Genomic DNA, 12,569 nt, shown 5'->3' on the forward strand with positions numbered 1-12,569 from the left:
GCGACCCATGGCCCTCATCAAAGAGATCGATTACGGCACCCCGATCCGCGTATCGGAGCAGACCGTCACCCTCAACATCGACGGCATGAGCGTCACCGTTCCGGCCGGAACCTCGGTGATGGCTGCGGCGATGCATGCGGGCACGCAGATCCCCAAGCTCTGCGCCACCGATTCGCTGGAAGCCTTCGGTTCCTGCCGCCTCTGCCTCGTGGAGATCGAGGGACGGCGCGGCACGCCCGCCTCCTGCACCACCCCGGCCGAGAACGGCATGGTGGTCTCGACCCAGACGGACAAGCTCGCCAAGCTCCGCAAGGGCGTGATGGAGCTCTACATCTCCGATCACCCCCTCGACTGCCTGACCTGTGCCGCCAACGGCGACTGCGAATTGCAGGACATGGCCGGCGCGGTCGGCCTGCGCGACGTGCGTTACGGCTATTACGGCGCCAACCACGTCAAGCCGACCTCGGACCAGTACCTGGCCAAGGACACGTCGAACCCGTACTTCACCTACGACCCGTCGAAGTGCATCGTCTGCAACCGCTGCGTCCGCGCCTGCGAGGAGACGCAGGGCACCTTCGCCCTGACGATTTCGGGCCGCGGCTTCGACAGCCGCGTCGCCGCCGGCCCCACCGACTTCTTCAACTCCGAATGCGTGTCCTGCGGCGCCTGCGTCCAGGCCTGCCCCACGGCGACGCTCCAGGAGAAGTCGATCATCGAGCACGGCCAGCCGGACCATTCCGAGGTCACCACCTGCGCCTATTGCGGCGTCGGCTGCTCGTTCAAGGCGGAGATGCAGGGCACCCGCATCGTCCGCATGGTCCCCTACAAGGACGGGAAGGCCAACGAGGGCCATAGCTGCGTCAAGGGCCGCTTCGCCTACGGCTACGCCACCCACAAGGACCGCATCACCAAGCCGATGATCCGCGACAAGATCACGGACCCCTGGCAGGAGGTGTCGTGGGAGGTCGCCATCGACCGCGCGGCGTCGGAGTTCAAGCGCATCCAGGCCAAGTACGGCAAGGATTCGGTGGGCGGCATCACCTCGTCGCGCTGCACCAACGAGGAAGCCTACCTCGTCCAGAAGCTCGTGCGTGCCGCCTTCGGCAACAACAACGTCGATACCTGCGCCCGCGTCTGCCATTCGCCCACCGGCTACGGCCTGATGTCGACGCTCGGCACCTCGGCCGGCACGCAGGACTTCGCCTCGGTGGCGCATTCCGACGTGATCCTGGTCATCGGCGCGAACCCGACGGACGGCCACCCGGTCTTCGGCTCGCGCATGAAGAAGCGCCTGCGCGAGGGCGCCAAGCTCATCGTCGCCGATCCGCGCAAGATCGACCTCGTGAAGTCGCCCCACATCGAGGCCGATTACCACCTGCCGCTGAAGCCCGGCTCCAACGTCGCCTTTATCAACGCCATGGCGCATGTCATCGTCACGGAAGGGCTCATCGACGAGGCCTATGTCCGCGAGCGCTGCGACCTCGGCGATTTCGAATCCTGGGCCCGTTTCATCGCCGAGGAGCGTCACTCCCCCGAGGCCCAAGCCGACAAGATCGGCGTGAACCCCGAGGACATCCGGGGCGCCGCCCGCCTCTATGCCACCGGCGGAGCCGCCGGCATCTATTACGGGCTGGGCGTCACCGAGCACAGCCAGGGCTCGACCATGGTCATGGGCATGGCCAACATCGCCATGGCCACCGGCAATATCGGCATGCTGGGCGCCGGCGTGAACCCGTTGCGCGGCCAGAACAACGTCCAGGGCTCCTGCGACATGGGCTCGTTCCCGCACGAGCTGCCGGGCTACCGCCACGTCTCGGACGATGCCACCCGCGAGACCTTCGAATCCCTGTGGGGCGTCCAGCTCGACAAGGATCCGGGCCTGCGCATCACCAACATGTTGGACGAGGCCGTCGATGGCGCCTTCAAGGGCATGTACATCCAGGGTGAGGACATCGCCCAGTCCGACCCGGACACGCACCACGTCACCGCCGGCCTGATGGCGATGGAATGCATCGTCATCCAGGACATCTTCCTGAACGAGACCGCGAAATACGCCCACGTCTTCCTGCCGGGCGCCTCGTTCCTCGAGAAGGACGGCACCTTCACCAATGCCGAGCGCCGCATCTCCCGCGTGCGCAAGGTGATGCCGCCGCTGGCCGGCTACGGCGATTGGGAGGGCACGATCCTGCTCTCCAACGCGCTGGGCTACCCGATGAACTACTCGCATCCCAGCGAGATCATGGACGAGATCGCCTCGCTCACCCCGAGCTTCAAGGGCGTCAGCTTCGCCAAGATCGACGAGCTCGGCTCGATCCAGTGGCCGTGCAACGACGCCGCCCCCAACGGCACGCCGATGATGCACGTGGACCGGTTCGTGCGCGGCCTCGGCAAGTTCATGATCACCGAATACGTCGCCACCGAGGAGCGCACCGGCCCGCGCTTCCCGCTCATCCTCACCACCGGCCGCATCCTGTCGCAGTACAATGTCGGCGCGCAGACCCGCCGTACGGAGAACTCGCGCTGGCACGAGGAGGACGTGCTGGAGATCCACCCGTTCGACGCGGAGGTGCGCGGCATCGTCCACGGCGATCTGGTGGCCCTGGAGAGCCGCTCCGGCGACATCGCCCTCAAGGCGATCGTCTCCGAACGGATGCAGCCGGGCGTGGTCTACACCACCTTCCACCACGCCAAGACCGGCGCCAACGTCATCACCACCGACTTCTCGGACTGGGCCACAAACTGCCCCGAGTATAAGGTGACGGCGGTCCAGGTGCGGCGGACCAACCGGCCGTCCGATTGGCAGGCGAAGTTCTTCGAAGAAGACTTCTCGCTCACGAGAATCGCGACCCAACTGAATGCTGCCGAGTAGACGAGACGAAATCGGGATCGCTCAAAACGATGCGTCGGCTCCCACGAGCCGGCGCGTCCCGACCCTGGTCGTGGCCTACGAGGATCCGACGCCCAGCGACGGGCATCGTGATCTCGCCGTCGAGATGCCGGTCAACCTCGTCTATGGCAGCGTGCCCTACGCCGTCATGATGACGACCCCGTCCGACCTCGTGGATTTTGCCTACGGGTTCAGCCTCACCGAGGGTATTGTCGACGCCGTCGACGAGATCAGGTCGGTGGAGGTCGAGGACGGCGAGGGTGGCCTTCGCCTCGTGGTCGATCTCGCACCGGGGCGATTGCGCGAGCACCTCGCCCGGAAACGCGCCATCTCCGGGCGTACCGGATGCGGTGTCTGCGGCATCGACGATCTCGCATCCCTTCCCAGGGCCGAGCCTCGTGTCCACGCGGCCGCTCAGGTTGGGATCGGGTCGGTCCAGCGGGCGCTGCTCGCCCTGGGCGACGCGCAGGTTCTCAACCATGCCACCCGCGCGGTCCACGCGGCGGCCTGGGCCGATCTCGAAGGCAACCTTCTCGCCGTGCGCGAGGATGTCGGCCGCCATAACGGCCTCGACAAGCTGATCGGCGCGCTGATGCGTGCCGGGACCGATCCACGCGATGGCTTCGTCGTGATCACCAGCCGCTGCTCGTTCGAGATGGTGGAGAAGACCGCGACCTTCGGTGCTGCGGTCCTCGTGGCGATCTCCGCGCCGACGTCGCTGGCCATCGACCGGGCGCGCCTGCACGACATGACGCTCTGCGCCATTGCCCGGTCGGACACTCTCACGGTCTTTTCTGGCCGCGACCGCCTTCGTCTTGCCGCCGAACGCTAAATCGCGCGCGGCCGTCCTTCACCCGTCGACAGAGCCAGTCCCATGAGCGCCCTGACCACCAACGACAAGCTCGTCCGCATGGCGAACCAGATCGCCGGCTTCTTCCGATCCTATCCGGACGAGGAGGCGGTTGCCGGCATCCATAAGCACATCGTGGCCTTCTGGACGCCGAAGATGCGCCGCGCCCTCGAAGCGCATGGCCCCACCGAGGGAAGCGGTCTCGATCCGCTGGCGTTGAAGGCGATCACGACATCGCCGAACCAGAGCGACAGCCCCGTCCGGGCGGCCACGAACGACCCCCACCTCCAGGGGGCGGGCGCCAGCGACGCCGGCTGACCGGCGCTTTCGTGTCCGCATGAGAGAAAGGCGCCGAGCCTGTTGTCGCTCGACGCCTTTCTTCATCATGGTGGGATTCGAGATGACGGCTACTCGGCCGGGCGGTCGCCCTGCTGATCCTTGTCCGTCGCTCCGGGAACCACCGTCGCGCCGCCGATGACCCGAACGGCCTTCCTGTCGGCCGGGGGATCGCTCCAGGTCTGGGCCGCCTTGGTCGACGGGGCCTGCGCGGCGTCGCGTCGGGGCTGATTCGCGGCAGGTGTCGGCGGTTCGGCCTTCGGCTGCTCGATGGCGGCGACCGGCGGCGTGGTGGTCCGAGCGTCGGAGGCTGCATCCGTGGCGGCCGGCGAGGGGGCTTCCGGAGCGAGCCGCGGCGCGGCCGGTTTTGCCGGCGGGGCCAACCGGGTGACCTTGCGGGGCGACGGCGCGTCCATCGGGCGTCTCGCGTCGCCGGTCCTGGCATCCGGGTTGAGGCCCGATGGGTTGCGGTCGAAAGGCTCCGCGCGCGTGCCGGCCTCGGGGCGCGCCGCCACGTCGAAACGCGGCTGCCGGCCGACGCCGTCTCCGGTCGGGATCCTGGCGGGAGGAACCAGCCGTTCCGCTTCGCGCATCGGTCGACGGGGCTGCTCGTCCGCCTCGGTCCAGCCATAGCCGGGGGCTGCCGGACGAGCGACCGGAACCGGCTGCATCGGTACGCCGAGACGCTGGCGGTCGAGGACCGCGCCGTCCCGTGCATCCACGAACAGCCGCACCCGGTCGCCATAGGGGCCGGTCGCCTCGACGATGTAGGCCCGGCCATCGAATCGCGGCCGCGTCACCTCGGTGAAGCCCCGGTCGTTGAGACGCCAGACAACGGCGCGAGGGGGGAGGAGCAGATCGGGCTCGTAGCCGTACTGGGCCTGGGCAGTGCCCGTCCCCAGGGCCGACAGGGTGATGAACCCCGCCAGCAGGGACAGGCTGATCGTATGGGAGCGCACAGGCGCCCTGCGGCTCGATTCCATGGTGCCTCGTCTTGCTTTGTCGTTCGTTCCGTAGCCCACTGTTGGCGCAGGTCTATGGAGGTCTCGGTGCGGTCCATCACCCCGCATGCCGCTTGTGCTTGGCCCATCCTGTAGACCGCTCGAATGGGGCGGGAATGCGGGTGAAGCGCGGCAAGTCGCGGGCGTCGCGTTTCTGTCGGTTTTCCCAGTCCCGTCGCCCGTCCGGGCGTCCCGGTGCATGCGTATCGCGAACCTCGATCCGTCCGCGAGGTCGCACTGCGCATCAAACCTGTCCAACACGCGCGCGAGCCTCTTGCTGGACCGTTTAAAATCTGTCACCTTCCGTAATTAGGACAGTACGGCTGTCCCATTTTTGGCAGGGCATCCCGGCGGCGAGCGATCTCCCGGGACGAGGTGCCTTCGAGGAACGTGGAAGGTCTGAAGCGGGTGTTGGGTCTCACGAAAAAACGAGATTCCAAGCCGGTCGCCATCGCGGCGATCCGGGCCCGCACGGCTTGAATTCAAGCCGGCGCTGAGCCCGCGGAGAGCGGGCGCTTCCTCACCGAAGATCCTGCCCGAATCCGACCGCGTCGAGGACGGAGCCTGAGTGCCGGATGGCATTTGGGCATGAAACATGCTCGCATGCGGGCACGGACGAACGAGGCTGAGGGGTTATGAACATGGCCGCATCTGAGGTTGCCGGGGTCGTCCAGAACCCGATCCCCGCCACGCGGGACGGCGTCGCGCCGCTCGTCGTCCGCGATCACGCCCTCCCGCCCAAGCAGGGTCTCTACGATCCCGCCCGCGAGGGCGATGCCTGCGGCGTCGGCTTCGTGGCGGACATGCATGACCGGCGCACCCATGCCATCGTCGCGCAGGGCCTCCTCATCCTCGAGAACATCGACCATCGCGGCGCCGTGGGCGCCGACCCGAAGATGGGCGACGGCTGCGGCATCCTCACCCATATCCCGCATTTCCTCCTGAAGGAGGAGTGCGAGAGCCTCGGCATCGCCCTTCCGGAGCCGGGCCATTACGGCGTCGGGCAGTTCTTCATGCCCAAGGACGCGGAAGGCCGCCGCATCGTCGAGGAGATCGTCGAGAAGGCGCTGCACGACGAGGGCCTGCCCTTCCTCGGCTGGCGCGACGTGCCGGTGGATTCGAGCGACCTCGGCGTGCGCGTCAAGGAGACGGAGCCGCATCACAAGCAGGTCTTCATCGGCCGTCCCGCCGCGGTCACGGACGAGGACGCGTTCGAGCGCCGCCTGTTCATCGCGCGCAAGGTGATCTCCAACAAGGTCTACGGCCTCAACGATCCGCGGGTGAAGGCCTATTACCCGGTGTCCGTCTCCACCCGCACCATCGTCTACAAGGGCATGGTGCTGGTCACGCAGCTCGGCCATTACTTCAAGGACCTGCAGGACGAGCGCTACGTCTCGGGCCTCGCCCTCGTGCACCAGCGCTTCGCCACCAACACCTTTCCGACCTGGCAGCTGTCGCATCCCTACCGGATGGTCGCCCATAACGGCGAGATCAACACCCTGCGCGGCAACGTGAACTGGATGGCGGCGCGTCAGGCCAGCGTCGACTCGGATCTGTTCGGCAACGACATCTCGAAGCTCTGGCCGATCTCCTACGAGGGCCAGTCCGACACGGCCTGTTTCGACAACGCCCTCGAGTTCCTCGTGCAGGGCGGTTACTCGCTCGCCCACGCCATGATGATGCTGATCCCGGAAGCCTGGGCCGGCAATCCGCTCATGAGCGAGGAGCGCAAGGCGTTCTACGAGTATCACGCCGCCTTAATGGAGCCGTGGGACGGCCCCGCCGCCGTCTGCTTCACCGACGGCCGCCAGATCGGCGCGACCCTCGACCGCAACGGCCTGCGCCCCGCGCGCTACATCGTCACCGAGGACGGTCTCGTGGTGCTGGCCTCCGAGATGGGCGTGTTGCCGATCCCGGACGAGAGCATCGTCGAATCCTGGCGCCTGCAGCCCGGCCGCATGCTGCTCATCGACCTGCAGAAAGGCCGCATCATCTCCGACGAGGAGATCAAGAGCGAGTTGGCCGCCGCCAATCCCTACGCGCAATGGGTCAAGAACACTCAGATCGTGCTCGAGGACCTGAAGCCCGTGATCCCGCGCGCTTCGCGCTCCGACGTGTCGCTGCTCGATCGGCAGCAGGCCTTCGGCTACAGCCAGGAAGACCTCAAGCTGCTGATGGCCCCCATGGCCGTCACCGGCCAGGAGGCGGTCGGCTCCATGGGGACCGACACGCCGCTCTCGGCCCTCTCGGACAAGCCGAAGCCCCTCTACACCTACTTCAAGCAGAACTTCGCCCAGGTCACCAATCCGGCGATCGACCCGATCCGCGAGGAGGCCGTGATGAGCCTCGTCTCGTTCATCGGGCCGCGGCCGAACCTGCTCGACATGGAGGGCGCCTCCCGCAAGAAGCGCCTGGAGGTGCGTCAGCCGATCCTGACCAACGGCGACCTCGAGAAGATCCGCTCGATCTCCCATTTCGAGGACCGTTTCGACACCAAGACCCTCGACATGACCTTCCCGGCCGAGTCCGGCGCGGTGGCCATGGAAGGCGCCGTCGACCGGCTCTGCGATCGGGCCGAGGCGGCGGTGCGCGGCGGCTACAACATCATCATCCTGACCGACCGCGGCGTCGGCCCGGATCGCATCGCGATCCCGGCTTTGCTGGCCACGGCGGCGGTGCACAACTACCTGATCCGCAAGGGGCTTCGCACCTCGGTCGGTCTCGTGGTCGAATCCGGCGAGCCGCGCGAGGTGCATCACTTCGCCTGTCTGGCCGGCTACGGCGCCGAGGCGATCAACCCCTATCTCGCCTTCGAGACCGTGATCGCGATGAAGGCCGAGTTCCCGCCGGATCTCACCGACGACGAGATCGTCTATCGCTACATCAAGTCCATCGATAAGGGCCTGCTCAAGGTCATGTCCAAGATGGGCATCTCGACCTATCAATCCTATTGCGGCGCCCAGATCTTCGACGCGATCGGCCTGAACTCGTCCTTCGTCGCCCGCGACTTCTTCGGCACCAAGACCACCATCGAAGGCATCGGCATGGCCGAGGTCGCCGAGGAGACGGCCAGGCGCCACGCCGACGCGTTCGGCGATGCCCCGGTCTTCCGTCACGCCCTCGATGTCGGCGGCGAGTATGCCTATCGCCTGCGCGGCGAGAGCCATACCTGGACGCCGGATTCGGTGGCGACCCTGCAGCACGCGGTGCGCCTCGGCCTGCCCGAGCGCTACCGCGAGTTCGCCCGGCTGGTGAACGAGCAGGAGAACCACCTCAAGACCATCCGCGGCCTGTTCCGGATCAGGCAGGCGGCCGAGCTCGGCCGCGCCCCCGTCGACATCTCCGAGGTCGAGCCGGCGGTGGACATCGTCAAGCGGTTCGCCACGGGCGCGATGTCCTACGGCTCCATCTCGAAGGAGGCGCACGAGACGCTGGCCATCGCGGTGAACTCGTTCGGCGGTCGCTCGAATTCGGGCGAAGGCGGCGAGGAGGTCGAGCGCTTCAAGCCGATGGCCGATGGGCGTTCGCGCCGCTCGGCGATCAAGCAGGTGGCCTCCGGCCGCTTCGGCGTGACGACGGAATATCTCGTCAATGCCGACATGATGCAGATCAAGGTCTCGCAGGGCGCCAAGCCCGGCGAGGGCGGCCAGCTGCCCGGTCACAAGGTCGATGCGAAGATCGCCAAGGTTCGCTACGCCACCCCCGGCGTCGGCCTGATCTCGCCGCCGCCGCATCACGACATCTATTCGATCGAAGATCTCGCCCAGCTGATCTTCGACCTGAAGAACGTGAACCCCGACGCCGACGTGTCCGTGAAGCTCGTCTCGGAGGTCGGTGTCGGCACGGTCGCCACCGGCGTCGCCAAGGCGCGCGCCGACCACATCACGATCTCCGGCTTCGACGGCGGCACCGGCGCCGCGCCGCTGACCTCGATCAAGCATGCGGGCGGCCCCTGGGAGACGGGTCTCGCCGAAACCCAGCAGACCCTGGTGCTCAGCCACCTGCGCGGCCGTGTCGTGCTCCAGGCCGACGGTGGCATCCGCACCGGTCGCGACGTTCTCGTCGCCGCCCTGCTCGGCGCCGACCAGTTCGGCTTCTCCACCGCGCCGCTGATCGCGGCCGGCTGCATCATGATGCGCAAGTGCCACCTGAACACCTGCCCGGTGGGCGTGGCGACACAGGACCCCGTCCTGCGCAAGCGCTTCAAGGGCACGCCGGAGCACGTGGTCAACTACTTCTTCTTCGTGGCGGAGGAGTTGCGCGAGCTGATGGCGGCGATGGGCTACACCAAGCTCGAAGACCTCATCGGCCGCTCCGACTTTCTCGACACGCTGGAAGTGATCAACCACTGGAAGGCGCGGGGGCTCGATTTCTCGAAGCTGTTCCACCGTCCCGATGTCGGTCCCGAGGTGGCGATCCGCCATACGGAGAAGCAGAAGCACCCGATCGACACGGTCCTCGACCGCCGCCTGATCAAAGGCGCGAAGTCGGCCATTGAGAACGCCGAGCCGGTGGTGCTCAACGAGGCGATCCGGAACTCGGACCGCACGGCGGGGGCGATGCTCTCGGGCGTCGTGGCCAAGCGCTACGGCCACGAGGGCCTGCCCGACGATACCATCACCGTGAACCTCGCCGGCACCGCCGGTCAGAGCTTCGGAGCCTGGCTCGCCGCCGGCATCACCGTGGTCCTCACCGGCCACGCCAACGATTACGTCGGCAAGGGCCTCTCGGGCGGCAAGCTGATCATCCGGCCGAGCGACGCGTTGCGGTCGCCGGCCGGGCGGACGATCATGGCGGGCAACACCGTGCTCTACGGAGCCATCGCGGGCGAGTGCTACATCCGTGGTTCAGCCGGCGAGCGTTTCGCCGTGCGCAATTCCGGCGCCATCACCGTGGTCGAAGGCATGGGCGACCATGGCTGCGAGTACATGACCGGCGGCGTCGTCGTGTCCATCGGCGAAACCGGGCGCAACTTCGCGGCCGGCATGTCGGGCGGCATCGCCTACGTGCTCGATGCGGACGGCTCGTTTGCCGCGCGCTGCAACCTCTCGATGGTCGATCTCGAACCCATCGAGGAGGAGGACGACGTCATGCGGCGCTTCCACCAGGACGGCGACCTCGAGACCAAGGGGCGCGTCGACATCCTGGCCGACATGTCCGGGCACGACGAGGAGCGCCTGAGCCAGCTCATCACCAATCACCTGAAGTACACGGGCTCACCGCGTGCCAAGGCGATCCTCGATGATTGGGCCGGCTACCGCACCAAGTTCGTGAAGGTCATGCCGGTGGAGTACCGCCGCGCCCTGCGCGAGATGGAGATGGCGCGGATGCCGGTGGCGGCTGAGTGAGGCTGGCATGCGGATCTACGGTGATCTCGTCTCGGGCAATTGTCTCAAGGTCAAGATCGTCGCCGATTACCTGCGCCTTTCCTATCGCTGGGTGCCGATCGACATCCTGAAGGGCGAAAGCCGCACATCCGACTACCTGTCCCGCTTTCCAGCGGGGCAGGTGCCGGGGGTCGAGTTCGAGGACGGGCGGTATCTCGCCCAATCGAACGCGATCATCCGGTATCTCGCCCGCGGGAGCACGTTGATCCCGCAGGACGCGTTCCTCGCGGCGAAGATGGACGAGTGGCTGTTCTGGGAACAGTACAGTCACGAGCCGGCCATCGCGGTCTGCCGGTTCGAGATGCGCTACCTCGGCAAGCCGAAGCAGGCGCGCGATCCGGCCCGGGTGGCGCGCGGCGAGGCGGCCCTGGACCTGATGGAGGGCCATCTCGGCGGGGTCAAGTGGCTGGTTGGAGAGGAGCTCAGCGTCGCCGACGTGTCGCTCTTCGCCTATACGCAATGGGCCGACGAGGGCGGATTCGACCTCGCGGCGAGACCGTCGATAAGGGCGTGGCTCACCCGTTGCGCGAATGTTTTCGAGCGCGCCGACCACGAGCCGGGGACGGGTTAGTCGGCGGCACCGGGCGGCACAACAGGGATGACGAGCTGAGGCGGACCGGGCCGGTCAACCGCCGCTCGACGGATCAGACAGACTCGCGAAAGACGATCACGATGGGCAAGATCACCGGTTTCCTCGAGTTCGACCGGCAGGAGCAGAAGTACCAGCTCGCGGCGGATCGCGTGCGGCACTTCCGCGAATTCACCCTGCCCCTCGACGAGCACGACCTGAAGAAGCAGGCGGCGCGCTGCATGGATTGCGGTATTCCGTTCTGCCACGGCCCGACCGGTTGCCCCGTGCACAACCAGATCCCCGATTGGAACGAGCTCGTCTTCCAGTCGGACTGGGAGGAGGCCGCGCGCAACCTCCATTCGACCAACAACTTCCCGGAATTCACCGGCCGCGTCTGCCCCGCGCCATGCGAGGAAGCCTGCACCCTCAACCTCGAGAACCAGCCCGTCGCGATCAAGACGATCGAGCAGGCCATTGCCGACCGCGCCTGGAACAACGGCTGGGTGAAGCCGGAAATCCCGGCGTCCCGCACCGGCAAGAAGGTCGCCGTCATCGGCTCGGGACCGGCAGGCATGGCTGCGGCTCAGCAGCTCGCCCGCGTCGGCCACGACGTCCATGTCTTCGAGCGTGAGCCGAAGGCCGGTGGTCTGCTGCGCTACGGCATCCCCGACTTCAAGATGGAGAAGCGCCATATCGACCGGCGCGTGAAGCAGATGGAAGCGGAGGGGGTGACCTTCCATTACGGCGTCAATGTCGGCGTGACGAAGCCGCTCGACGAACTCACCGCCGAGTTCGACGCGGTGCTGTTCGCCGGCGGCGCCGAGGACCCGCGCAACCCGCAGCTTCCCGGCCAGGAGCTCGCGGGCGTGCATTACGCGATGCCGTTCCTCGTCCAGTCGAACCGCCGGGTCGGCGCCGAGCCCATGCCGGGCAACGGCGAATTGCCGATCCTCGCCACCGCCAAGAACGTCGTCGTGATCGGCGGCGGCGATACCGCGTCGGATTGCGTCGGCACCTCGTTCCGCCAGGGCGCCCTGTCGGTGACGCAGCTCGACATCCGTCCGCGCCCGCCCGAGCGCGAGGACAAGCTCTCGGTCTGGCCCTATTGGCCGACCAAGATGCGGACCTCGTCGAGCCAGGCGGAAGGCGCCGAGCGTGAGTTCCAGGCCGCCACCCTGCGGTTGGAGGGCAACAAGAAGGGCAAGCTCACCGGCGTCGTCTGCACCCGCGTGGACGAGAAGCGCCAGCCAGTCCCCGGCGGCGAGTTCACCCTGCCGGCCGATCTCGTCTTCCTCGCCATCGGCTTCGCCGGCTCGGTCCGCAAGGGTCTGCTGGAGGAATCCGGGGTCGTCATGGACAAGCGCGGCAACGTCACCGCCAACGAGCTCGATTACCGCACGTCCAACGAGAAGATCTATGCCGCCGGCGACATGCGCCGGGGCCAGTCCCTCGTGGTCTGGGCGATCCGCGAAGGCCGCCAGGCGGCCCGCTCCATCGACGAGGCGCTGATGGGATCGAGCGTTCTTCCGCGCTGAGG

Annotated in this window: 7 protein-coding genes; 6 read left to right on the top strand and 1 reads right to left on the bottom strand. The window is 67.2% G+C overall.

What is annotated here, in order from left to right:
• Positions 1 to 7 precede the first annotated feature (7 nt).
• The 3 genes from fdhF to MKK51_RS08920 are packed head-to-tail and all read left to right on the top strand — an operon-like array spanning position 8 to position 4,055.
• A complete protein-coding gene (gene fdhF, locus MKK51_RS08910) occupies positions 8 to 2,869 on the top strand; it encodes a formate dehydrogenase subunit alpha (RefSeq protein ID WP_243976465.1) in 2,862 nt (953 codons plus the stop codon).
• Positions 2,856 to 3,719 carry a formate dehydrogenase accessory sulfurtransferase FdhD gene (gene fdhD / locus MKK51_RS08915; protein WP_243976467.1) on the top strand — a complete coding sequence of 288 codons (864 nt, stop codon included), beginning with the start codon at positions 2,856 to 2,858 and terminating at the stop codon, positions 3,717 to 3,719. Before fdhF ends, fdhD begins: the two co-directional genes overlap by 14 nt.
• 42 nt (positions 3,720 to 3,761) lie before the next feature.
• On the top strand, positions 3,762 to 4,055 hold the full coding sequence (locus tag MKK51_RS08920; RefSeq protein ID WP_243976469.1) for a formate dehydrogenase subunit delta: 294 nt from the start codon (positions 3,762 to 3,764) through the stop codon (positions 4,053 to 4,055).
• A gap of 89 nt (positions 4,056 to 4,144) precedes the next feature.
• Here the strand turns inward: MKK51_RS08920 and MKK51_RS08925 are convergent, their stop codons facing one another.
• Positions 4,145 to 5,056 carry a hypothetical protein gene (locus MKK51_RS08925; RefSeq protein WP_243976471.1) on the bottom strand — a complete coding sequence of 304 codons (912 nt, stop codon included), beginning with the start codon at positions 5,054 to 5,056 and terminating at the stop codon, positions 4,145 to 4,147.
• Positions 5,057 to 5,709: 653 nt separating this feature from the next.
• Here MKK51_RS08925 and gltB point away from each other — a divergent pair.
• The 3 genes from gltB (at position 5,710) to MKK51_RS08940 (ending at position 12,567) form a co-directional block, all read left to right on the top strand.
• Positions 5,710 to 10,422, top strand: a complete 4,713-nt coding sequence (gene gltB, locus MKK51_RS08930) for a glutamate synthase large subunit (protein ID WP_243976473.1) — start codon at positions 5,710 to 5,712, stop codon at positions 10,420 to 10,422.
• A 7-nt stretch (positions 10,423 to 10,429) separates the two neighbouring features.
• Positions 10,430 to 11,032 (top strand): glutathione S-transferase family protein, encoded by a 603-nt coding sequence (locus MKK51_RS08935; RefSeq protein WP_243976474.1) that lies wholly within the window; start codon positions 10,430 to 10,432, stop codon positions 11,030 to 11,032.
• A 101-nt stretch (positions 11,033 to 11,133) separates the two neighbouring features.
• Positions 11,134 to 12,567, top strand: a complete 1,434-nt coding sequence (locus MKK51_RS08940) for a glutamate synthase subunit beta (protein WP_243976476.1) — start codon at positions 11,134 to 11,136, stop codon at positions 12,565 to 12,567.
• The last annotated feature ends 2 nt before the right edge of the window (positions 12,568 to 12,569 follow it).

It is taken from the genome of Methylobacterium sp. E-045 (assembly GCF_022829685.1).
Classification (GTDB): domain Bacteria; phylum Pseudomonadota; class Alphaproteobacteria; order Rhizobiales; family Beijerinckiaceae; genus Methylobacterium.

What these genes read in the sequence shown, in the direction of transcription:
- fdhF (WP_243976465.1), top strand. Translation starts at nt 8, where the DNA reads ATGGCCCTCATCAAAGAGATCGATTACGGCACCCCGATCCGCGTATCG.
- fdhD (WP_243976467.1), top strand. Translation starts at nt 2,856, where the DNA reads ATGCTGCCGAGTAGACGAGACGAAATCGGGATCGCTCAAAACGATGCG.
- MKK51_RS08920 (WP_243976469.1), top strand. Translation starts at nt 3,762, where the DNA reads ATGAGCGCCCTGACCACCAACGACAAGCTCGTCCGCATGGCGAACCAG.
- MKK51_RS08925 (WP_243976471.1), bottom strand. Translation starts at nt 5,056, where the DNA reads ATGGAATCGAGCCGCAGGGCGCCTGTGCGCTCCCATACGATCAGCCTG.
- gltB (WP_243976473.1), top strand. Translation starts at nt 5,710, where the DNA reads ATGAACATGGCCGCATCTGAGGTTGCCGGGGTCGTCCAGAACCCGATC.
- MKK51_RS08935 (WP_243976474.1), top strand. Translation starts at nt 10,430, where the DNA reads ATGCGGATCTACGGTGATCTCGTCTCGGGCAATTGTCTCAAGGTCAAG.
- MKK51_RS08940 (WP_243976476.1), top strand. Translation starts at nt 11,134, where the DNA reads ATGGGCAAGATCACCGGTTTCCTCGAGTTCGACCGGCAGGAGCAGAAG.